Origin of the sequence: Sphingomonas lutea, from assembly GCF_014396785.1 — a bacterium.
Lineage (GTDB): Bacteria > Pseudomonadota > Alphaproteobacteria > Sphingomonadales > Sphingomonadaceae > Sphingomicrobium > Sphingomicrobium luteum.
On sequence record NZ_CP060718.1, the window covers coordinates 1 to 21,070 of the forward strand.

Consider the following 21,070-nt stretch of genomic DNA (forward strand, 5'->3'; position numbering starts at 1 on the left):
CGAAGCGCCAATGTCGGCTCATGCACCGCGCGGTGTCCGAGTCGAACGATTCGGGAACAAACGGCCTTCGAACGGGTCGTAGCAGGACGGGGAAGCGAGATGGATTTCAGCACTGGGACCGCAGTTCCGACCGACGATGCCACGGCCGCCGCGACCGGCAGCAAGGCGGTGCACGCGCCCAAGTTCGCCGTGACCACCGACGACTCGCGCGATGCGCTGCTGACCGAGTTCGGCAAGGACACTCTGCGCGACCGCTACCTGCTTCCGGGCGAAGGCTACCAGGACCTCTTCGCGCGCGTGGCCGCGGCTTACTCCGACGATGCCGAGCATGCGCAGCGCGTCTACGATTACATCTCCAAATTGTGGTTCATGCCGGCAACCCCCGTGCTGTCCAACGGCGGCACCGGCCGCGGCCTGCCGATCAGCTGCTATCTGAACAGCGTGTCCGACAGCCTGGAAGGCATTGTCGGCACGTGGAACGAGAATGTCTGGCTCGCCTCCAAGGGCGGCGGCATCGGCACCTATTGGGGCTGCGTGCGCGGCATTGGTGAGCCGGTCGGCCTCAACGGCAAGACCAGCGGCATCATTCCGTTCGTGCGCGTGATGGATTCGCTGACGCTGGCGATCAGCCAGGGCTCGCTTCGCCGCGGCTCGGCCGCTTGCTATCTCGACGTTTCGCATCCGGAGATCGAGGAGTTCCTCGAGATCCGCAAACCCTCGGGGGACTTCAACCGCAAGGCGCTCAACCTCCACCACGGCGTGCTCGTCACCGACGAATTCATGCGCGCGGTGCGTGACGGCGACGAGTTCACGTTGCGCAGCCCCCGCGACCAGTCCGAACGCGGCAAGGTCGATGCGCGTTCGCTGTTCCAGAAGCTGGTCGAAACCCGCCTCGCGACCGGCGAGCCGTACATCATCTTCATCGACGCGGTGAACTCGACGATGCCCAAGCATCACCGCGATCTCGGCCTCAAGGTCACCACGTCCAACCTGTGCAGCGAAATCACGCTGCCGACCGGCAAGGACCATCTCGGCGCCGATCGCACCGCCGTCTGCTGCCTCAGCTCGCTCAACCTCGAAACCTGGGACCAGTGGAACGGCGACAAGCAGTTCATCGAGGATGTCATGCGCTTCCTCGACAATGTGCTCTCGGATTACATCGCCCGCGCGCCGGACGAGATGGCGCGCGCCAAGTACAGCGCCGAACGCGAACGCTCGGTCGGCCTTGGCGTGATGGGCTTCCACAGCTTCCTCCAGGCGCGCAACATCCCGTTCGAAGGGGCGATGGCCAAGAGCTGGAACCTCAAGATCTTCAAGCACATCCGCGCGCAGGTCGACCAGGCGTCGATGATGCTGGCGAAGGAGCGCGGGCCCTGCCCCGACGCCGCCGACATGGGCGTGATGGAGCGCTTTTCGTGCAAGATGGCGATCGCGCCGACCGCGTCGATCAGCATCATCTGCGGCGGCACCTCGGCGTGCATCGAGCCGATCCCGGCCAACATCTACACCCACAAGACTTTGTCGGGCAGTTTCTCGATCAAGAACCCCTATCTGGAGGCCTTGCTCAAGGACAAGTCGAAGGACGCCGCGACCGTCTGGAATTCGATCCTCGAGCAGGGCGGCAGCGTCCAGCACCTCGACTTCCTGACGCAGGAAGAAAAGGACGTGTTCAAGACCAGCTTCGAGATCGACCAGCGCTGGCTGCTCGAGCTCGCCGCCGACCGCACGCCGTTCATCGACCAGGCGCAGAGCCTCAACCTGTTCATCCCCGCCGACGTCGACAAATGGGACCTGATGATGCTCCACTTCCGCGCGTGGGAGCTGGGCATCAAGTCGCTCTATTACCTCCGCTCTAAGAGCGTTCAGCGCGCCGGTTTCGCCGGCGGGGTCGAGGCCGACAACACGCCTGAGTTGAAGGAAATCCAGCTCGGCGCGTCGACCGACTATGACGAGTGCCTGGCATGCCAATAATCCACGGTCAGCCGTCACGGCCTGATCCAGGCCTGTCTCCACGCGCGCAAGCGCTCTGGTTGGCGGCAATCCGCCAGCGCCAGCTCGCGGACGACGCGGCGCGCAAGGCTGCGCGATGATCCGCACGCGCATCTTCAAGGTCGGCGGCGGGATCGTGCTCAGCTTGCTCGCGCTCGAGCTGATCGGGTTCGCCGCGACCGTCTATTACGGCCCGCAGCTGGCCGAGATGCTGAAGAGGCAATCATGAGCGGCCTGACCACGTCCGACATCCTCAAGATCGCCGCCGCGCTGGCGCTCATCGTCGCCGGCATCTGGCAGTACCGCCGCCGCTCGGGCACGGGCGAGAACGCCAGCTACGGCAGCCAGTCGGGCGTGCTCCTGCTGGTCGTCGGCATCATCCTCATGATCTACGCCGTCGGCGGCCTCGAATACCGCCCCAGCCCGGCCGAGCAGGAGGCGCTCAGCCAATGACGCGCCCCATCCTCCACCGCGCCGCGGTTCACACAACTTCATGGTTCACGCAAAGGCGCAAAGGCCGCCAAGAGGTCGCAATCGCGCCCCACGCACTGCCGCCTCTTCGCGCCTTGGCGCCTTTGCGTGAAACAATTTCTCTCTTTGCCGCGCCCGCGGCCGCTCGCATCCAAGGAGCCTGACGATGCCCCTGCTCGAAGCCCGCAAGCAGTACAAGCCGTTCGAATACCCCTGGGCGTTCGAATATTGGAAGCGCCAGCAGCAGATCCACTGGATGCCCGAAGAGGTGCCGCTGGGCGAGGATTGCCGCGACTGGGCGCAGAAGCTCGACCAGACCGAGCGCAATCTGCTGACGCAGATCTTCCGCTTCTTCACCCAGGCCGATGTCGAGGTGCAGGATTGCTACCACGACAAATACGGCCGCGTGTTCAAGCCGACCGAGATCAAGATGATGCTGACCGCGTTCAGCAACATGGAAACGGTGCACATCGCGGCTTACTCGCACCTGCTCGACACGATCGGCATGCCCGAGAGCGAATATAGCGCCTTCCTCCAGTACAAGGAGATGAAGGACAAGCACGATTACCTCAGCACCTTCGGCGTCGACAATGACGAGGACATTGCCAAGACGCTGGCGATGTTCGGCGGCTTCACCGAGGGGCTGCAATTGTTCGCCAGCTTCGCGATGCTGATGAACTTCCCGCGCTTCAACAAGATGAAGGGCATGGGCCAGATCGTCAGTTGGTCGGTGCGCGACGAAAGCCTCCATTGCGAAGGCATCATCAAGCTGTTCCACACCTTCGTGAAGGAACGCGATTGCCTGACCAAGTCGGTCAAGGATGACATCCGCGACATCTGTCACCAGACGGTCGCGCTCGAAGATGCGTTCATCGAGCTCGCGTTCGAACAGGGCCCGATCAACGGCATGAGCCCCAAGGAAATCCAGAAGTACATCCGCTACATCGCCGACTGGCGCATGGGGCAGCTGGGCTTCAAGCCGATCTTCATGGTCGACGAACACCCCCTCCCCTGGCTCGCGCCTCTGCTCAACGGCGTCGAGCACGCCAACTTCTTCGAAACCCGCGCGACGGAGTATTCGAAGGCGGCGACGCGCGGCGACTGGAACACCGTGTGGGACAGCTTCGACCGCCGGCAGAAGGCCAAGGGCGATGCGGCGAACGATGCGGTCAGCGCAGGTGATGGACCGGATATGTTTGAGGCTGCTGGGGTGGCGGCGGAGTAGTCCGTTTTTATTGCTGGCGCCGCACCAAGCTTTTGCACTAGGTTTGTGCCGCTCGGCACACCAGTCCTATCTGGGTATTACTGCGTGTCGAAAAAGGTTTTCATCTCTTATTCCCATGTCGATCAGGCGCTGATCGACCGCCTTCACAAGCATTTGGCGCACTTGCAGCGGGATGGAACTATCTCGGAGTGGTATGATCGCGAGATTCATGCGGGTGGAAACATAGGCAATGAGGTAATGGCCGCGCTCGACAGCGCCGACATCTTTATAGCTTGTGCCAGTCCGGACTACATTGCGTCGAATTACTGTTACGAACGCGAGCTCAATCGTGCTTTGGAGCGCGAAAAGACTCCCATCGGAATGGCTTGAAACTCCATTGGCTCAATTCAAGGCTGTGCCGCACGACGGCAAAGCCGTGTCTGAGTATACCAACCAGAACCTTGCACTACTTGAAGTGGCAACAGAGCTACGTCGGCTCGCCAATCGTCAGCCAGTCGTCCCCAAGCAGGTAGAACGACCTGACACAAAGGCGGAGACGCTTCCTCAGGAAGCTAGGTATCGCATTCGGAAAGACTTCGATCAGGTCGATGAGCGTGATTTTGTCGAGCGGTCATACAACGAGATTTACCGGTTCTTCGAAGCATCGGTCCGAGAGCTTGAAGCGCTGCCTGATATTGAAGCTCGGCTCTCACCACTAGATTCGGGTTCCTTTTCGTGCACACTCATAAACCGGGGCTTTGGTCGCGGTTTTGAGACCATTCATGTCCGCCGCGGTGGTAGCTGGGGTGCGATTGAGTACCTATTCGGCGAGGAGAATTCGCGAACAGCTTCGAACGGCGGTTTTGCGGTCGAGGCTGACGACTACCAGTTGCATCTTAGGTCCACCGGGTTTCGTATATCCGGCGGCCGAATGCCCATGGATCGAGAAACCGTAAGCGCTTCCGAGGCCGCCCAACTGATGTGGGATGAACTCTTGAGCAAGGTGGGAATCGACTATGCCTGAAATGGTTGGCTACCGGTGTGAGACCTGCGGCCATGGGTTCGTTAAGCCAGTCCTCACCGACCGCGAGAAAGAAGAGGCGCGTCGCGAACGCGTACAGCTCTACTCAATTACCTGTGAGAAATGCGGCAGCCCCAAAATAGTACGAGTTTCGTGAGAATGACTACATTTCTTAATGCAGAAGGCCTCGGTTTCACAAACCTCTCCGCCGATTTGCCCTGCGGCTTATTCCTTACCAGACAGTATGAAAATGCCGCTTTTCTAATCTGTACCGCCTCACAAAAATTTGCTGTTTGCTTGGAAAAGTCGTCCGGTTTCAACGCAGTTGAACTTGAGGCGACAAACGAGGCGTGGCGTGGCTGCTTTGTGTCGAACGTCGAAGTTCAGGCCGATCTTTCAACAGCATTTACCAGCGCACAACAAGACATTGCTGCAGGCGATCTAGTCATCAACAAAGACGGAGTTTTTGTCGCTTCAAGGCCTGTCCGCATCGGCCAAGGACCTCATCTTGTCCGATGGACTGATGCTCCAACATTAGGAAGCGGAACTATCACGGGTGCATTCAACCGATGGCGCGTAATCCGCAGAGAAAACGACAATCTGCAAATTCTCAAAGAGGTAGACTCGGAAGCGTAGCCTCTCTTGAGACTTCATTTTTGCGCGATTGACTTCGCTCAGGACATATCGCTCTCCCCCTGAATGATCCAACCCACCCCCATCCAACCCCACGGCGCCCCACCCCCGCACGCGCATTACGTGCCCGCGATCTCCCATGCCGGCCTGGTCTTCACCTCGGGCCAGTTGCCGCGCCTGCCCGACGGCACGCACACCGCCGACCGCAGTTTTGAGGAGCAGGTGCGCCTGACGCTCGACAATCTCGACCGCGTGCTGACCCTCGCCGGCACCAGCCGGAATCGCGTCCTCCACGTCACCGCCTTCCTCGTCGGCATCGACCATTGGGAGGCCTTCAACCCCATCTATGCGGAGTATTTCGGCGACTGGCGCCCGACCCGCACCGTGGTCCCCGTCCCTGCCCTCCACTTCGGCTATCTGGTCGAAATCGAGGCGATCGCCGCGGCCGGCTAGGCCGCCCAACCACGGCTGGGCCGAATGTTCGGCCCCGATACCCCCTCCCCGCGCGTTCCCACCGTCATGCACAGCACACGCACCGGCTCCGGCCCGCCGCTCATCCTTGTCCATGGCCTCGGCAACACGCCGCGCGCGTGGGATCCGATCGTCCCCGCGCTCGCCGCCCGGCGCGAGCTGGTGATCCTCACCTTGCCCGGCCACGACGGCGCGCCAACCGAACATGACAGCGGCACCTTCGACGGGCTTACCCGCAGCGTGGCGGAATTCGTCGCCGCGCAGCGCCTCGACCGCGCGGCGATGGTCGGAAGCTCGCTCGGTGCGCGCATGGTGCTGGAACTGGCGCGGCGCGGCCATGCCGGGCCGGTCGTCGCGCTCAATCCCGGCGGCTTCTGGCGCGGCGGGGAGCGGACCTTGTTTCGGTCGACCCTGCGCGCGTCACTGGCGCTGCTTCACGGCCTTGCCCGCACACGCACGCTAAAGCCGCTGGCGCGCACCGTGCCCGGTCGGTCGTTGCTGCTTGCGCAGCTGTCGGCGCATCCATGGAAACTGGACGGGAACATCGTCGCCGCGGAGCTCGACGCGCTCGCCCACACGCCCACCGCCGCGGCGCTGATCGACGATCTCGCGCGCGGGCCGGAACAGCGCGGGCCTGCCGCGCCCGGCGCCGGCGCGGTGACGATCGGCTGGGGTCGCCACGACCGCCTGTGCCTCGCCCGCCAGGCGGCTCGCGCCCGCGCCGCCTTCCCCAGCGCGCGGTTTCACTGGTTCGCGCACAGCGGCCATTACCCGATGTGGGATGAGCCCGCCGCCACCGCGCGCCTGATCCTCGATTCGATCGCACCGCCCGCCGCTTAGGAGCGTGCGGCCTCAGTCGCCCCGATCGCCCCGATCGCCCTGATTGCGCGGCTTTTTGGTCTTGGCGTGCTGGCGGACATCCTGGCTGAGCGACTCGCCCTGGTCGTCGCTTTCCTTGAACTCGCCGTCGGTGTTTCGCCGCGCATAGCGCTTGTCCGTGCCGGTATCGATCAACTCGCGCTCGTTACCCATCGCAACCTCCATTCGCACACACCACGAACGCGTGAATCTTCCGCCGGTTCATTCGCACGCCGTCACCTTCGCGCCTTTGTGCCTTGGCGTGAAACCACTTTCCTACAGCAACCCATTTGGTTCATGGCTTTACGATTAGGAACCATAGGAGACGCACATGGGCGCACCATCGCAAGACCAAATCGACGAGGCCATGCGAACGGCCTGGCCCGCGGGCTGGATGAAGGCACGATCGTCAAGGAACTGGCGGACCTCAGCCGATTGTCGGACGAGGAGCTGGCGGCGTTCGGCATCGACGTGCGCGAAGCGCCGCCGCGCCCGGGCCGATCGCGTTCGAGCCCGCGCCGGTCCGCCGCCGGGTCGATGGCTGGACCGCCGATCGCCAGCGCGACTTCATCAATGCGCTGGCGGAAACCGGCTGCGTCAGCGAAGCCTGCGCCGAAGTCGGGCTCACTGCGCGCAGCGCCTATCGCCTGCGCGCGCATCCGCAAGGCGCGGCGTTCCGCGACGCATGGGACCATGCCCAGCACCTCGCCGCCACCCGCCTCACCGCGATTGCGTGGGAACGCGCGGTGCACGGCGGGTCCGACCGCCTCTATCGCGATGGCGAATTGGTGGCCGAGCGCCGCAAGCCGAGCGACCGCCTGCTGATGTGGCTGCTCAGCCATCACAATCCCGAAACCTACGGCTGGGCGGCGCGGCCCAACGCCGGCGCGCCCAACGTGAGCTTCTTCCCCACGATTCACGCCCGCCGCGAGCTTCCGGGCGCGCTTGACGCCCTCACCGACATCGACCGCTCGGCCTGCCCGGCCGAAGGGCTGGTCCTTGGCGATTTCCACGCCGGCGACGACCCCCCGCCTCGCGCGTAGCAAGTGCGACCTTTTGTGACCTTCCGCCAAGCCACCGAGCGCAGCGAAGCGATTTTCACCCAAAAATCGCGCCGCAGCGCGAAGAGCTGGCGAAGGCCGGCCAGTCGGCGCCGCAGGCGACCGGACTGACGTCACGGGATTCACTCCCGTGACGGCCCCACGCCAAGCCACCGAGCGCAGCGCCGCCACGAAGGTGCGGCGCGTGACCGACGGGGGCGAGACGCGCGGCATGGGCGCACCCCAACCGATCGGCGGCGTTCCGCCACGTTCGCTTTCCACCGGCCGCTGTGTTACAAGGGCAGATCGCACGGATACGGTTCGTAAGCCTGTGCGGCTGAGAGATCCCACTTCGGTTCGCATCGATGGCGCGCTCCCGCTTACCCTCAGGGAGTGCGCGTCATGGACCTCAATGATCTCTATCATCGCCGCGGCGTGTCGCTGATGCTCGCCGCGCGGGCGACGGGCCAGGCCGCGCGCGACGCGCATCGCCGCTTCGCTGCGGGTTATGCCGACAGGATCCGGGCGGCGATCCGCACCAACGCCGCGCCGGCCGCATGATCGACGGCGTCTCGCCCCAGGATGCCGCCGAAGGCCTGCGGGATCAGGCGGCGTCGTGCCGCCGCCTCGCCGCCCGCGCCCGCACCGATGCCGGCGGCGTCGCGCTGCGCGCCGTGGCCGACCAGTTCGACACCGACGCCCGCCGCCTCAACCCAATGAGCGAGCGTCGCGACGCGCCCGCCCCACCGACAAAGGACCAACCCGCATGACCAGCTACAACGAACCGATCGATGAGGCGGAGCTTGCCCGCCTCGGCATCAAGCGCGTGCCCGCGGACACCTTTCATTGGGGCGAGTTCCGCTACAGCAACGCCCGCGATGCGCTCGCCGCCGCCCGCCGCGGGGCGCGCAAATGAGCCGCGTGCTGTTCCTCGACATGGCCGAAGGCGACGTCGTTGCCCGCTGCCTCACGGAAAAGGTCGGCGTTTCCGCGATCGAGCGCCTGCCCAATGGCGGCACCCGGCTGGTGTGCATGAGCCGCGACGGCGCCGCGACCATGAACCACAAGCTCAAGAAGCATTTGATCGCCGGCAACGTCGTCCGCGCCGCCTATCGCCCCGCCAGCCCGCTTTGGTAGGGAGCGCCCGCGTTTCAGATTAGTGGCTGGTCACCTCGCCGATGCCGATCGACAGCGCAGTGAGGCCGATGGCGAAGGCGATCACGCCGACGATCACGATCCAGCTTTCCCATTCGCCGGGGTCGAACCACGCCTTTGCGGCGGGTCCGGTCGGGACCTCGACGCCCCGCGGCTCGCGGCGGATGCGCGACGGCTTCAGTTCGACGGTTGGCTTTTTCGACGACTTGCTCACTCGGCTACCCTAGCGCGCTTTGCTTACCGGTCGGTTATCAGGCGGCGCGTGGCTTGCCGAACAGCGCCGCTTCGTTCTGGCGGCGGCGGCGGGCAAGGACTTCGGCGGTGTGGTCGGCGCCCGCCGCATGGCAGCGGCGGTGGGTCAGGCATTGCTCGGCCTCGCCGTCGCCGGCTGCGATCGTCGGGCCGAGGTCGTGGCCGTCGGGCAGGTCGAAGCGCAGCAGGCGGCGGCAGCGGCGGCACGAATCGCCGTCACGCTGGCGAAGCGCGGCCACTTGCCGCGCGGTCTGCTCGCGCTTGTAGCGGAACGGGCGGAGGAAGCGGGCGGCGCTCATGGCCCTGGCTTAGCGCCAATCGCTTACCGCCGGGTTAGCGGCGCGTTGCGCGCGGCCTTGATTGCTGTAGCATCGTTCGAAGGGGGGATTCGGCATGTTGCTACTGGCGCTCCTGATCCCGCTGGGGATCGCGGCCTCGATCTTCATGGCCCTGCTGATCCGATCGGCGATGGCCCGTGGCGCGCTGCCCAAGGCCGAAGCGCTGGTGCTGGGCGCAATCACCAACTTCTTTGACACGCTCGGCATCGGATCGTTCGCGCCGACCATGGCGTGGTTCAAGTTCCGCCGCCTCCTGCCCGACCGCCTGATCCCGTGCACCATGCTCGTCGGCCACACGCCGCCGTCGATGACTCAGGGCATCATCTTCCTCATTCTGCTCGGCGTCTTCGTCGATCCCGTGCTGCTCGTCGGCTGCGTCCTCGCCTTGCTGCTCGGCGGCATCTTCGGTGCGCCCCTCGTTGTCCAGTCGCGGGTGTGGATCATCCAGTTGATCGTCGGCATTTCGCTGCTCGTCGCCGCAGGCTTCTATGGCCTCGCGAACCTCAACCTGATGCCGGGCGGCGGCACCGCGACGTCCTTGCCGCTGACACTGATGATCGTCGCCATCGTCGCCAACTTCATTTTCGGGCTTCTGCTCAACTATGGGGTCGGCAATTATGCGCCGTCGCTAGCGATGTTCAGCCTGATGGGCATGGACCCGCGGATGAGCTTCCCGATCATGGCGGCGGGTGCGGGCATGGCCGGCGCGGCAGCAGGCATCCGCCACATCAAATATGGGGAGATCGACCTCAAGCTTGCGCTCGGACTGACGATCGGCGGCATTCCGGCAGTGTTCGTCGCCGCCTTCATCGTCAAGGAGATGCCCTTGGCGACGCTGCGCTGGCTCGTCCTGGTCGTGGTCCTGTACGCCGGCCTCGTCATGCTCCGATCGGCACTCGGCGGGCGGCGCGACGAGCAGAAACTGACGCCCGAGGCCGCCGCCGGTCCGGTTTAGGGTGCAACGACGCGGCCCGCGCCGCGTTGCGGCAGGATCGGTTCGAAGAAGGAGGGCGACATGCGTGGATTGCTGTTGAGCACCTTGACGATGACCGCGTTGGCGGCAGCAGCACCGGCGACGGCGCAAAGCTGGACGAGCGGCGCGATCGGTTCCGGAAGCGCCTTTGCCGGCAGCCAGGGCGGACCGGGCCATGCAATCGGCATCGGCAGCCCCGAACGCCAGCACGGCGATCGCCGCAATCACCGCCGCGGTCGGGGCTTCGACGGCCCCGTCGTCTTTGGTGGCTGGGACCGGGACTATCAGGGCGACAGTGCATGGCGGGCCAACAGCTTCAACGATTGGTGGCACGAGCGCCCTAACCGCAGTTTCCCGCGCTGGATGCAGAACAACCAGAATTGCGAGCGGCAATGGTGGGGCGGCGGCCAGTGGCGCTGCTAGGCCGGAACTAGCACCAACTGCGCTTCCGACCGAGGTAGCGGTGGGCAAGCCCGCTTGCCCGCATATCGTCGGCAATCGATTGATAGCCGCCACCCGGAAGCACGCGGCGGACGATGCGCAGGTCCCGGCCGTAGCGGTCCTGCATCTCGTCGAACCGGCCGACCATCTCGAACGGGCCCTGGTTGAGCAGTGCCTGAAGCTTGCGGGTCGATTCCTCGGCCAGCCTCACCTCCTCGGCGCACGCGCCCTGCACTTCAGGGGCGTCGATGCCGATGATGCGGACCTTGCGCTGCCCGAGCTTGAAGGTGTCGCCGTCAACCACGCAGGCATGGCCCCGACCCCGGCCGCAGCGCGTGAAGGTCTCGTCGACCCGCTCCGGGTCGGTCGACAGGAACGCCGGCGGCTCGACCAGCGCCGGATCGAGCGTCGGCCAGATGCCCAGGGCCACGGCGCCGAGCAGGAACGGGCGCAGGTTGCGCAGCCAGCCCCGCCGCCGATCACGGCGCGCATCTTGCGGCCAAAAACGCGGGCCTGCGGCAGGGGCGGGTCGGCCGCGCCGCCAGCCGTTGCGCCTCAGTTGCGGAACTCGCGTTCGGCGTCTTGAAACCAACCCTTGCGCGCCATGCCTACTTCTTTCGTCTCGGCCTTGGCAGCATTGCGCTCGCTCCCGTCATGGAGCGGCAACGCGGCGATGAAAATGGCGATGGTCAGCACGGCCAGCGCCAGCATCAGCACCAGGAACGGCAAGGTGCTGAGCGTGAAGCGCGGCGTCTCGGGCGAGGTCCGCGGTCCAGGATCGCGGGCCCGCCGCGCGGTTCGCCGCCGCGCCAGCGACGCCAGATATTCGTCGGGCTTGGTCCAGCTCCGGGCGGCCGGGGGCGCGGCCGTATCGTCCTTGCGCGGCATGCCTCTCATCTCGGCCAGCGCTCGACCGATGGCAAGTCTAGCGGGCGGGCTGCAGCCCCAGTTCGGCGAGAAGTTTCGATCCGCACTGGACCTTGACCGTCGTGACGGCGCGGCTGTCGGGAATGGTGGCCGACACATCCCACCAATTCTCCGGCGCGGCATATCCGCCATTCTGGGAGATCGTCGGCGAAATGGTGGCCGTCGTCCCGCTGATATCCGCCGGCGCAAGCTCCGCCTTGTAGCGCGGGTCGGAGCGGTAGGCGCGCCCCTCGACCACGACGTTGCCCTGCCCGTCGCGCGACGCGCGCCAGCCTTCGGTCTCGGCATCCTTGAAGAAGCAGTAGGCTGGCCGCTTCTTTTCCGTCGCGGCGGCATTGGCGACGTTTGCGGCCGCATTCTCCGTGTCAGCAGGCGGCGCGCTGGTCGTTGAGGAATCGCAGGCAGCTGCGCCCAGGGCGCAGGTCAGGACAAGCATCGTTCGCATTCTCTTGCGCCTCTCCAAATGATCCCGGCCACAGTCACGCCCATGCCAGTACATCGCAAGCCCGGCTCACGCCGGTTGTGAGGGGAGCACGCGCGCCCTAAGTCGGCGGGCATGGCCGATGTCCGCTCCCCAACCCTCCCCGGCGACCCGCAAAGCGCCGAGGCGCCGCCGTCCCCGACCCATGTCACCACCCGGCGCGAGGATTATCGCGCTCCCGACTGGCTGGTGCCGGAAATCGCGCTCGATTTCTCGCTCGATCTCGAGCGGACGCGCGTTCGCGCCATCTTGTCGGTCGAGCGGAACGGCGACCACGACAGGCCGCTGAAGCTCGACGGCGACGGGCTGGCGCTGCTCAAGGTCAAGCTCGATGGCGCGGACGCTGCGGCGCGGCAAGACGGCGAGCAGCTGGTCATCGACATTGCCGGCGATCGCGCCACGGTCGAGACCGAGGTCGAGATCTCCCCCGCCGCCAACACGCAGCTGATGGGCCTGTATGCCTCAGGCGGAATGCTCTGCACCCAGTGCGAAGCCGAAGGTTTTCGCCGAATCACCTTTTTCCCCGACCGGCCCGACGTACTGTCGCGCTACCGGGTTCGGATGGAAGGCGACGCGGCGCGCTTCCCGGTGCTGCTGTCGAACGGCAACCGCGTCGCCACGGGCGAAGCGGCGGACGGGCGGCATTGGGCCGAATGGGAAGATCCGTTTCCCAAGCCCTGCTACTTGTTCGCGCTGGTTGCGGGCGACCTGCAGGCCAACAGCGACCGATTCACCACCGCGTCGGGGCGCGAGGTCGAGCTCAACATCTACGTCCGCGCCGCCGATCTGCCCAAAACGGCGCACGCCATGCACAGCCTCAAGCAGGCGATGGCGTGGGACGAGCAGGTCTATGGCCGCGAATATGACCTCGACCTGTTCAACATCGTCGCGGTCAGCGACTTCAATATGGGAGCAATGGAGAACAAGGGCCTCAACGTCTTCAACACGGCCTATGTCCTGGCCGACCAGGACACCGCGACCGATGGCGATTTCGACAATATCGCGCGGGTCGTGGCGCACGAATATTTCCACAATTGGTCGGGCAACCGGGTCACCTGCCGCGACTGGTTCCAGCTGTCGCTCAAGGAGGGCTTCACCGTCTTTCGCGACCAGGGCTTTTCGGCCGACATCGGCAGCGCCGCGGTCAAGAGGATCGAGGATGTGCGCGTGCTTCGCGCGGCGCAATTTCCGGAGGATTCGGGGCCGCTGGCGCATGCCGTCCGGCCCGACAGCTACCTTGAGATTTCGAACTTCTACACCGCGACCGTGTATAACAAGGGCGCGGAGCTGATCCGCATGTTCCACACCCTTCTGGGACCGGAAAAGTTCCGCGCCGGCACCGACCTCTATTTCGACCGTCACGATGGCGAGGCCGCGACGTGCGACGATTTCGTTGCAGCGCTGGAGGATGCAAGCGGGGTCGACCTGTCTCGGTTCAAAATCTGGTATTCGCAGGCCGGGACGCCGCACGTCCGTGCCCACATTTCGCATGATGCCGATGCCAAGGCGGCGCTGCTGCATTTGTCCCAGCATCTGGCGCCGACCCCGGGCCAGGCGGTCAAGCAGGTCATGCCGATCCCGCTTCGCACCGCGCTGATCGACAGGCACAGCGGCGAGCAGATCGGCGACGAACGCTTGATCGTGCTCGACGAGGCCGAGCAGGCGTTCCGCTTTGACGGCGTCGGCAGTGCGCCGATGTTGTCGATCAATCGCGGCTTTTCCGCGCCGATCCTCCTCGATGTCGCCCGCGGCCCGGGCGAGCTCGAGCGGCTGGCCCAGGCCGATGGCGATCCCTTCGCTCGCTATGAAGCGATTCAGGAATTGATGATGCGTGCCTTGGTCGCGGGCGCGCAGGCCAATGCGGTCGATGCCGATACGGTGGTCGAAGCGATCGCCGCGACTCTGGCCGACGACAGGATCGATGCGGCGTTCAAGGCCGAAGCCATATTGGCGCCGAGCGAGGCGTTGATCGCCGACCGCCTGGACGTTGTCGTCCCCGATGCGGTTCATCGCGCCCGCGACGCCCTGCGCGCGGCAGTGGGTGCGCGCTTGTCGGACGCGATGCTGGCCGCGCATCGGCAGGAGGGCGGAGCCGGAAATGATTTATCGCCCGAAGCTAAGGGCATTCGCCGGTTGCGCAGCGTCGCGCTCGGCTATTTCGCCGCCGGCGATGCGACGGCTGGCGCGGCGCTGGCCAAGGCGCAATTCGATGGCGCCGACAATATGACCGACCGGCAAGGCGCTCTCGGTTTGCTCGTCTCGCTCGACGGGCCGGAGCGCGTGCAGGCGCTTGACGCCTTCTACCTGCGCTTTCGCGAGGATCCGCTGGTGCTCGACAAATGGTTCGGGCTGCAGGCGATGGCGCAGCGGGCGGAAACGGTGGATGAGGTTCTCAAGCTCGCCGAGCACCCCGACTTCACCATTTCCAATCCCAACCGGCTGCGCGCGCTGGCCGGATCCTTCGCCGCGAACCATTGGGCGTTCCATTCGCCCGACGGCCGCGGCTATGCCTTTCTTGCCGACATGATCCTGGCGGCGGACAAGCTCAACCCGCAGACCGCGGCACGGCTGGTGCCGCCGCTCGGCCGCTGGCGTCGGTTCGAACCGCACCGCAGCAAGCTGATGCGGGCACAGCTCGAGCGCGTCGCGGGGACGTCAGGCTTGTCGAAGGACGTGTACGAGCAGGCGTCGAAAAGCCTGGTCTAGAGCGTCAGCCGCCGATCCACCGCGCGACGTCGGCGGCGACCTGGTTGGCGGCGCGGTTCAACGCCGGACCGACGGTGAGGTTGGTGCCATCGGCGGGGACGTTCGCGGTGAAGCGGCGCGCTTCGACGCGGGTACCGCCTTCGGTCGACAAGGTCGCGTCATATTGGACGACAACCTGGCCGGTCTGGGCATTGTAGCCGAACTGCTGGAGCTCGCCGTTGACAACGAGGCCGGGATCGAGCGCCGATTGCTTGGAGCCAAGCACCACGCGCCCCGTCGTCCGGCGAATCGTTTCAGCAACCAGGTCGGCAAACAATTTGTCGGGCGTATCCACCCACTGCAGGTCCTTGACGTACTGGACATCGGTCGGGCTGACCTGCACCGGCACGCGATTGCTGCGGATTTCCTTGGCGACCGCGGGCACGGCGATGGTCACGGCCTGCCCGGCGTTCGCCGTCCGCGCGATCGAGCCGGGATCCGCCGCTTCGGGCGTCAAAGTCAGCAGGGTCGCCGGCGTCTTGCCACCGCCGAGCAGTCCACTGAGCGAGCAACCCGCGACCGCCAGCGCAAGCGCAACCGGGGCGAGGACACGCAGCGCATTCGTCATCGCCGTCTCCTGGGATCGTAATCGGGGAGTTTTTCAGGCCCGAGCGCACCACCGATGCCGCCCTGCTCGACGCGCTGCGTGACGCCCTGGAGCGATTCGGTCAGGCCGCGCAGGTCACGAACCAGCCGGTTGACCTCGGGCAGGGTCGACTTGCTGAGGTTCTGCACGCCGGGCCGCGCATCGGCGATCATCGCATCGAGGTTGGCCGTGGTCTGCTGGATGGCGGCGATGGACTTGCGCAAATCCTGCGCTGCCGGCCGCCCCTCTTCATTCACCAGGCGCGTCGTGCTGTCGGCGAGGACGCCCACGCGCTGGGCAGCAACGCCGGCGTTGCGCGCTGCAATGCGCGCATCGGCAATCGCGTCGGCAAGCTCGGGCGCGCGCTTGGCAAGCACGTCCGTGGTGACTTCGACATTCTCAAGAATGTCGGACACGGCATTCTGGTTCTCGTCGCTCAGAAGTTCGGTCAGGCGCTCGGTCAAGCGATTGATCCGCTCGAGGACTTCCGGCGCGCTGTTGAGCAGGGCGCCAAGGCCGCTCGAGGTGGACGGGATGACTGGGCAGCCCTGCGGACCGTTCTGCGCGATCGGCCGGCTGCCGCGGGCGCCACCGTCGAGCTGGATTTCGCGCACGCCGGTGAAGCCGATGTCCTTGATCTGCGCGGTCGTGCCCTGAAGCACCGGCGTCTGTTCATCGACTTCGACCCGCACCCACACGAATTCGGGACGATCGGGCAGCAGCGAAATCTGCTTCACTGCGCCGACCGGCACGCCGGAGAAGGTCACGTTGGACCCCTTGTTGAGCCCGCCGACCGCCTGGCTGAAGTAAATGTCGAAGCATTTGACCGACCTGTCGGACAGGCCGGCAAGCCAGACGATGAACAGCAGCACGCCGGTGAGCAGGGCCACGGTCACCGCGCCGACCATCACATAGTTCGAACGCGTTTCCATCAGGTCCCCGCCTGCTCCTCATGACTGACGGCTGCCGCTCTTCCGCGCGGGCCGTTAAAATACTCTTGTATCCAAGGATGATCCAAAGCCAAGAGATTCGGAATCGTATCGACCGCGATGACCTTCTTGTCGGCAAGAACGGCAACCCGGTCACAAATTTCATGCAGCGTGTCGAGATCGTGGGTGATCAGGAACACCGTCAGCTCAAGCCGCTTCTGCAGCGAGCGGATTAGCTCATCGAACGCGGCCGCGCCGATCGGATCAAGCCCCGCGGTCGGCTCGTCCAGGAACAGCAGCTCCGGATCGAGCGCAAGGGCGCGCGCAAGCCCGGCGCGCTTGCGCATGCCGCCCGACAGCTCCGACGGGAACTTGGGCCCGGCGTTGGCGGGCAGGCCGCTCATCGCGATCTTGTAGGACGCGATCTCGTCGAGCAGCGGAGGTTTCAAGAACGGGAAATATTCGCGGATCGGAACCTCGACATTCTCCGCGACCGTCAGCGTCGAGAATAGCGCGCCGTTCTGGAAGAGGATGCCCCAGCGACGACGAATATTCTTGGCCTCATCGTCGTTGCGACCGACCATATTCTCGCCGAGCACCTCGACTTCGCCCGAATCGGGCGTCTGCAAGCCGATGATCGATCGCATCAGCACCGACTTGCCGGTGCCCGATCCGCCGACCACGCCGATGATCTCGCCGCGCCGGACGTCGAGATCGAGGCCATCGTGAATGATCTGTTCGCCGAAGCTGTTCTTCAGCCCGCGCACCTGAATCACGGTTTCGCGTTCCATCAGCGCCATCCGATCGAGCTGAAGAAAACGGCGAAAACGGCGTCGAGGACGATGACGAGGAAGATCGACTGGACGACGGCGGTAGTTGTGCGCGTGCCCACTTCCTCGCTGTTGCCCTGCACAAGCATGCCCTGGAAGCAGCCCGACAAGGCGATGATGAATCCGAACACGGGCGCCTTGATGAGGCCGATCCACAAATCGGTGATCGGGGTCACTTCCTGCAGCCGCTGAATGTAGGTGCCGGGGGCGATCCCGATGTCGAGCCAGACGAAGATGCCGCCGCCGATCAGCGCGGTCAGCATCGCCCAAAAGGCGAGCAACGGCATCATGACGATCGCGGCGATCATGCGCGGGATGACCAGCGCTTCGATCGGCGAGACGCCGATGGTGCGCATGGCGTCGATTTCCTCGGTAATCTTCATCGTCCCGATCTGCGCCGCGAAGGCCGAGCCCGAGCGGCCCGCGACCATGATTGCCGTCATGAGGGTGCCGAGCTCCCGCACCGTGATGCGGCCGATCAGGTTGATGGTGAATATCTCCGCGCCGAACTGCTCGAGCTGGACCGAACCCTGCTGCGCGATGACGATGCCGATGAGGAAACTCATCAAGCCGATAATTCCGAGCGCGCGGACGCCGACGACATCGAATCGCTGAACGACGGCGTTGACGCGGAATCGCTTGGGCCGGCGGATAACGTTGGCGAAGCCGACCAGCACCGCGCCGAAGAAGCCGAGCAGGCCCACCATGGTGCGGCCAGCCTCGAAGACCCATTCGCCGATTTCCTGGACGACCCGGACGGCACCGCCCTTCTCCTCCGGGCGGACGCGGGCGGGGACGTCGAATTCGCCGACCTGTTCGAGCAGGCTGACCTCGTTGCGGCTGGCGCCGACGACCTTGGCGCCGCGGTCGCGGACGGCGCGATAGACCAGCCACGCGCCAACCGTGTCCATGCGATCGACGTCGGACAGGTCGATGACCAGCGGATCGGACAACGCATCGATTTCGCGCTGGGTGGTCGCCGCGCGCGTGATCGTCAGCGCGCCCGCGACCTTGTAGGTCGAGGCTTGGCTTGCGTCCGTCGCGCTTTGCTCTCCAGCGTCCATCGGTGCGCGAGTGATGCTCGAATTGCTTCGGCTCGGCAAGTCGCACCCCTTCCCTGCCTCGTTCGCGCCCTCTATCGCGCAGCGCCATGAGCGAAGCGCCACTGCTGTTCGTGCCGGTCGGAGACAATGGCGCGATGATGTTCGGAATGCCCGCACGCGACCGGGCATGCCGGCTCGCGACCAATGCCGGCTTTGCTTGCGCGGATGCCCCTGAACCGGGTCGCGCAATGCTCCTCGCCAACATGCGCTACACCTGGGACCCCGCCTGGATTCGGGAAATGCGGGACCGGCCCGGGACGATGCTGACGCTCGGCGGAGAGCCCGTTCTGATCCACGTCCCCGTCGGCGCCAACCTTGCCGAGGCCAAAGCGGCGCTTGCCGAGAACCGGGCCGCGCAAGGCTACGACCTGATCGCGGCGGAGGACGTCGAACTCGAGAACAAGGTGCTGCGCAAGCGCGAACGCCCCTTCGTCCTGCCGCTCGATGCCACCGACCCCGAGCCCGCCGAGCGTGCTGCCTATGATGCCGCCTACAAGGGCGTCACCGACGCGCTGACGCTCTACCTGTGGCGCCGGCCGGCATTCCACCTGACGCGCTGGGCGGCGCAAGCGAAGCTGACGCCGAACATGATCACCAGTGTCGGCGCGGTGTGCTGCGCACTGGCCTTCTATCTGTTCTGGATCGGCGAATATTGGCTTGGCGTCGCATCGGGCTTCACCTTCATGGTGCTCGACACGGTCGATGGGAAGCTCGCGCGCTGCACCGGCGCCTCGTCGAAGTGGGGCAATGTGTTCGACCACGGCATCGACCTTGTCCACCCGCCCTTCTGGTGGTGGGCGTGGGCACACGGGCTTGCCGCCTATGGCACGCCGATAAGGCCGCCGGTGTGGGAGACGATGCTGCTTGCCGCGATCATCGGCGGCTATGTCGCCCAGCGCGCGATCGAGGGCATCTGGATCAAGCGCTTCAAGGGCATGGAAATCCACGTCTGGCGGCCGCTCGACAGCAAGTTCCGGCTGGTCACCGCGCGGCGCAATCCGAACATGGTGATCCTTGCCGGCTCCCTGCTGTTCGCACGGCCCGATGTCGGGCTTGAGCTGGTCGCCTGGTGGACGATCGTCAGCCTGATCTTCCACACCGTCCGGCTAGCGCAGGCGACCGAACGGTTGCTGCGCGGGCAGCCCGTGACCTCGTGGCTCGAAGCATGACCCACAACGCCATCGTCCTCGCCGGATCGCGCCCCGGCACCGACCCGTTCGCGCAAAAATATGGCGCGGAGCTGAAAGCCCTGATCCCGATCGCGGGCGAGCCGATGCTGGCGCGCCCAGTCCAGGCGCTCCTCGCCAGCAAATGCATCGGCAAGGTGATCGTTCTCGCGCAGGAGCCCGACCGGCTGCGGAGCGCGTTGCCCGGGGATGCGCGGGTGGAGCTCAGGCCGTCGGGCGCGACGATCGCCACAACCATCCGTGCGCTATGCGACGATCCCGCGACGCCGTGGCCGCTGCTCATCACCACGGCGGATCATGCGCTGCTCGAACCGGCGATGGTCGAGGAGATGTGCGCCGCGGCCGACGATGTCGATGTCGCCATCGGCGTGGTCGAGCGGCGCGCGCTGATGCGCCGGCTTCCGGGGACTCGGCGGACGTGGATCCGGCTGCGCGGCGGGGCCTACACCGGCGCCAACCTGTTCGCGCTGCGATCCCCCGCGGTCGCGCCGGCGATCGAGCTGTGGCGCAGCGTCGAGCAGGATCGCAAGAAGGGCTGGCGGATCGTTTCGGCGATCGGGCCCGGCACGCTAATCGGCGCAGCGCTGCGGCTGCTGACGCTCAACGACGCGCTCGACCGTGCAGGGCGGCGCGTCGGGTTAACGTTCAAGGCGGTGCGGCTCGACAATCCGCTTGCCGGCGTCGACGTCGACAAGCCCGAGGATCATGCGCTGGTCGAGGCCATATTGGCGGGCAAGGCATGAGCGATCTTGCGGTTTACGACATGGACCGGACGGTCACGCGCCAGCCGACCTACACCTATTTCCTGCTGCATTGCGCGACACGGCGCGCGCCGTGGCGGCTGGTGTTCGTGCCGGTCGTGGTGCTGTCGATGCTCGCCTATCTCGCAAAGCTGATCGACCGCGCCAGGCTCAAGGAGATCAACCACCATCTGTTGCTTGGGCGCACGATCCATCCGCGCGAGCTCAAGCCGCTGGTCGATAGCTTCGCCGAGCGGCAAGTCGCGACCAACATCCGTCCCGGCGCGCGCGACGCGATTGCGCGCGACAAGGCCCAGGGGCGGCGCCTGGTGCTCGCCACCGCATCGTACCGCCTCTACGCCGACGCCATTGCCGAGCGGCTCGGGTTCGACGACGTCATCGGCACCGGATCGATCATCGGCCTTGACGAGCGCGTCCATGCCCGCATCGACGGCGAGAATGCCTATGGCGAGGCCAAGATGCGGATGATCTCGGCGTGGGTCGAGAAGTCCGGCCTCCTCGGCAAGCACGGCCACGTGCGCTTTTATTCCGACCACGTGTCGGACGCGCCAGCGTTCCAATGGTCCGACGAGCCGGTCGCGGTGAACCCGCACGGCAAGTTGCGGCGACTGGCGGAAGCGCGCGGCTGGGCGGTCGAGGATTGGGGTTAGCTTTACAATCTTTTCACTACACGAT

30 protein-coding genes are annotated in these 21,070 nt (G+C 65.5%); 20 read left to right on the top strand and 10 right to left on the bottom strand.

Annotated elements, in window-relative coordinates:
• The first annotated feature begins 99 nt into the window (after positions 1–99).
• The 9 genes from H9L13_RS00005 (at position 100) to H9L13_RS00040 (ending at position 6,629) form a co-directional block, all read left to right on the top strand.
• On the top strand, positions 100–1,971 hold the full coding sequence (locus H9L13_RS00005) for a ribonucleoside-diphosphate reductase subunit alpha (RefSeq protein ID WP_187537990.1): 1,872 nt from the start codon (positions 100–102) through the stop codon (positions 1,969–1,971).
• A 115-nt stretch (positions 1,972–2,086) separates the two neighbouring features.
• A complete protein-coding gene (locus tag H9L13_RS12870; RefSeq protein WP_268825691.1) occupies positions 2,087–2,218 on the top strand; it encodes a hypothetical protein in 132 nt (43 codons plus the stop codon).
• The gene (locus H9L13_RS00010; protein WP_187537991.1) at positions 2,215–2,442 is read left to right on the top strand and encodes a hypothetical protein; all 228 of its coding nucleotides are present in this window, start codon (positions 2,215–2,217) and stop codon (positions 2,440–2,442) included. The genes H9L13_RS12870 and H9L13_RS00010 overlap by 4 nt, the downstream gene beginning before the upstream one ends.
• Before the next feature lie 184 nt (positions 2,443–2,626).
• Positions 2,627–3,685: a ribonucleotide-diphosphate reductase subunit beta gene (locus H9L13_RS00015; protein WP_187537992.1), complete on the top strand. Its 1,059-nt coding sequence runs from the start codon at positions 2,627–2,629 to the stop codon at positions 3,683–3,685.
• Positions 3,686–3,769: 84 nt separating this feature from the next.
• On the top strand, positions 3,770–4,054 hold the full coding sequence (locus tag H9L13_RS00020) for a toll/interleukin-1 receptor domain-containing protein (protein ID WP_187537993.1): 285 nt from the start codon (positions 3,770–3,772) through the stop codon (positions 4,052–4,054).
• A gap of 7 nt (positions 4,055–4,061) precedes the next feature.
• On the top strand, positions 4,062–4,688 hold the full coding sequence (locus H9L13_RS00025; RefSeq protein WP_187537994.1) for a hypothetical protein: 627 nt from the start codon (positions 4,062–4,064) through the stop codon (positions 4,686–4,688).
• 156 nt (positions 4,689–4,844) lie between these two features.
• Positions 4,845–5,321: a hypothetical protein gene (locus H9L13_RS00030; protein WP_187537995.1), complete on the top strand. Its 477-nt coding sequence runs from the start codon at positions 4,845–4,847 to the stop codon at positions 5,319–5,321.
• Positions 5,322–5,441: 120 nt separating this feature from the next.
• A complete protein-coding gene (locus H9L13_RS00035; protein WP_244954816.1) occupies positions 5,442–5,771 on the top strand; it encodes a RidA family protein in 330 nt (109 codons plus the stop codon).
• Positions 5,772–5,795: 24 nt separating this feature from the next.
• The gene (locus H9L13_RS00040) at positions 5,796–6,629 is read left to right on the top strand and encodes an alpha/beta fold hydrolase (protein WP_235091008.1); all 834 of its coding nucleotides are present in this window, start codon (positions 5,796–5,798) and stop codon (positions 6,627–6,629) included.
• Between the two features lie 12 nt (positions 6,630–6,641).
• Here H9L13_RS00040 and H9L13_RS00045 read toward each other — a convergent pair whose 3' ends face one another.
• On the bottom strand, positions 6,642–6,821 hold the full coding sequence (locus H9L13_RS00045; protein ID WP_223176458.1) for a hypothetical protein: 180 nt from the start codon (positions 6,819–6,821) through the stop codon (positions 6,642–6,644).
• 572 nt (positions 6,822–7,393) lie between these two features.
• Here H9L13_RS00045 and H9L13_RS00050 point away from each other — a divergent pair.
• The 5 genes from H9L13_RS00050 to H9L13_RS00070 all read left to right on the top strand — a co-directional run bounded on the left by H9L13_RS00050 (position 7,394) and on the right by H9L13_RS00070 (position 8,824).
• Positions 7,394–7,690: a hypothetical protein gene (locus tag H9L13_RS00050; RefSeq protein ID WP_187537998.1), complete on the top strand. Its 297-nt coding sequence runs from the start codon at positions 7,394–7,396 to the stop codon at positions 7,688–7,690.
• Positions 7,691–8,089: 399 nt separating this feature from the next.
• Complete coding sequence (locus H9L13_RS00055) at positions 8,090–8,248, top strand: hypothetical protein (RefSeq protein ID WP_187537999.1); 159 nt, start codon at positions 8,090–8,092, stop codon at positions 8,246–8,248.
• Complete coding sequence (locus tag H9L13_RS00060; protein WP_187538000.1) at positions 8,245–8,457, top strand: hypothetical protein; 213 nt, start codon at positions 8,245–8,247, stop codon at positions 8,455–8,457. The genes H9L13_RS00055 and H9L13_RS00060 overlap by 4 nt, the downstream gene beginning before the upstream one ends.
• The gene (locus H9L13_RS00065; RefSeq protein ID WP_187538001.1) at positions 8,454–8,603 is read left to right on the top strand and encodes a hypothetical protein; all 150 of its coding nucleotides are present in this window, start codon (positions 8,454–8,456) and stop codon (positions 8,601–8,603) included. The genes H9L13_RS00060 and H9L13_RS00065 overlap by 4 nt, the downstream gene beginning before the upstream one ends.
• Complete coding sequence (locus H9L13_RS00070; protein WP_187538002.1) at positions 8,600–8,824, top strand: hypothetical protein; 225 nt, start codon at positions 8,600–8,602, stop codon at positions 8,822–8,824. The genes H9L13_RS00065 and H9L13_RS00070 overlap by 4 nt, the downstream gene beginning before the upstream one ends.
• Positions 8,825–8,843: 19 nt before the next feature.
• Here the strand turns inward: H9L13_RS00070 and H9L13_RS00075 are convergent, their stop codons facing one another.
• Both H9L13_RS00075 and H9L13_RS00080 read right to left on the bottom strand, forming a co-directional pair.
• Positions 8,844–9,056, bottom strand: coding sequence for a hypothetical protein (locus H9L13_RS00075; protein WP_187538003.1), 213 nt, complete (start codon positions 9,054–9,056; stop codon positions 8,844–8,846).
• 37 nt (positions 9,057–9,093) lie between these two features.
• Positions 9,094–9,393, bottom strand: a complete 300-nt coding sequence (locus tag H9L13_RS00080) for a hypothetical protein (protein ID WP_187538004.1) — start codon at positions 9,391–9,393, stop codon at positions 9,094–9,096.
• A 94-nt stretch (positions 9,394–9,487) separates the two neighbouring features.
• On the opposite strand from H9L13_RS00080, the gene H9L13_RS00085 reads away from it, so the two are divergent.
• Both H9L13_RS00085 and H9L13_RS00090 read left to right on the top strand, forming a co-directional pair.
• Positions 9,488–10,387 (top strand): TSUP family transporter, encoded by a 900-nt coding sequence (locus tag H9L13_RS00085; RefSeq protein ID WP_187538005.1) that lies wholly within the window; start codon positions 9,488–9,490, stop codon positions 10,385–10,387.
• 60 nt (positions 10,388–10,447) lie between these two features.
• Entirely contained in the window at positions 10,448–10,828 is a 381-nt protein-coding gene (locus tag H9L13_RS00090) for a hypothetical protein (protein ID WP_187538006.1), read from the top strand.
• 7 nt (positions 10,829–10,835) lie between these two features.
• Here the strand turns inward: H9L13_RS00090 and H9L13_RS00095 are convergent, their stop codons facing one another.
• The 3 genes from H9L13_RS00095 to H9L13_RS00105 form a co-directional block, all read right to left on the bottom strand.
• Entirely contained in the window at positions 10,836–11,276 is a 441-nt protein-coding gene (locus H9L13_RS00095) for a thermonuclease family protein (RefSeq protein ID WP_187538007.1), read from the bottom strand.
• A gap of 125 nt (positions 11,277–11,401) precedes the next feature.
• Positions 11,402–11,734, bottom strand: coding sequence for a hypothetical protein (locus H9L13_RS00100; protein WP_187538008.1), 333 nt, complete (start codon positions 11,732–11,734; stop codon positions 11,402–11,404).
• Between the two features lie 37 nt (positions 11,735–11,771).
• Entirely contained in the window at positions 11,772–12,218 is a 447-nt protein-coding gene (locus tag H9L13_RS00105) for a hypothetical protein (protein ID WP_187538009.1), read from the bottom strand.
• A gap of 111 nt (positions 12,219–12,329) precedes the next feature.
• Here H9L13_RS00105 and pepN point away from each other — a divergent pair, with 111 nt between their 5' ends.
• Positions 12,330–14,960, top strand: a complete 2,631-nt coding sequence (pepN, locus tag H9L13_RS00110) for an aminopeptidase N (RefSeq protein WP_187538010.1) — start codon at positions 12,330–12,332, stop codon at positions 14,958–14,960.
• Between the two features lie 4 nt (positions 14,961–14,964).
• Here pepN and H9L13_RS00115 read toward each other — a convergent pair whose 3' ends face one another.
• Genes H9L13_RS00115 through H9L13_RS00130 form a run of 4 tightly spaced genes read right to left on the bottom strand, consistent with a single transcriptional unit; the run spans position 14,965 to position 18,408 of the window.
• Entirely contained in the window at positions 14,965–15,567 is a 603-nt protein-coding gene (locus tag H9L13_RS00115) for an ABC-type transport auxiliary lipoprotein family protein (RefSeq protein WP_187538011.1), read from the bottom strand.
• Complete coding sequence (locus H9L13_RS00120) at positions 15,564–16,517, bottom strand: MlaD family protein (protein WP_187538012.1); 954 nt, start codon at positions 16,515–16,517, stop codon at positions 15,564–15,566. The genes H9L13_RS00115 and H9L13_RS00120 overlap by 4 nt, the downstream gene beginning before the upstream one ends.
• The gene (locus tag H9L13_RS00125; RefSeq protein WP_408022115.1) at positions 16,517–17,305 is read right to left on the bottom strand and encodes an ABC transporter ATP-binding protein; all 789 of its coding nucleotides are present in this window, start codon (positions 17,303–17,305) and stop codon (positions 16,517–16,519) included. Before H9L13_RS00125 ends, H9L13_RS00120 begins: the two co-directional genes overlap by 1 nt.
• The gene (locus H9L13_RS00130; protein WP_187539982.1) at positions 17,305–18,408 is read right to left on the bottom strand and encodes an ABC transporter permease; all 1,104 of its coding nucleotides are present in this window, start codon (positions 18,406–18,408) and stop codon (positions 17,305–17,307) included. Before H9L13_RS00130 ends, H9L13_RS00125 begins: the two co-directional genes overlap by 1 nt.
• A gap of 86 nt (positions 18,409–18,494) precedes the next feature.
• Here H9L13_RS00130 and H9L13_RS00135 point away from each other — a divergent pair, with 86 nt between their 5' ends.
• The 3 genes from H9L13_RS00135 to H9L13_RS00145 are packed head-to-tail and all read left to right on the top strand — an operon-like array spanning position 18,495 to position 21,045.
• Entirely contained in the window at positions 18,495–19,616 is a 1,122-nt protein-coding gene (locus tag H9L13_RS00135; protein ID WP_187538014.1) for a CDP-alcohol phosphatidyltransferase family protein, read from the top strand.
• Positions 19,613–20,377, top strand: a complete 765-nt coding sequence (locus tag H9L13_RS00140) for a nucleotidyltransferase family protein (RefSeq protein ID WP_187538015.1) — start codon at positions 19,613–19,615, stop codon at positions 20,375–20,377. The genes H9L13_RS00135 and H9L13_RS00140 overlap by 4 nt, the downstream gene beginning before the upstream one ends.
• Positions 20,374–21,045 (top strand): HAD family hydrolase, encoded by a 672-nt coding sequence (locus H9L13_RS00145; RefSeq protein WP_187538016.1) that lies wholly within the window; start codon positions 20,374–20,376, stop codon positions 21,043–21,045. Before H9L13_RS00140 ends, H9L13_RS00145 begins: the two co-directional genes overlap by 4 nt.
• Positions 21,046–21,070 lie beyond the last annotated feature (25 nt).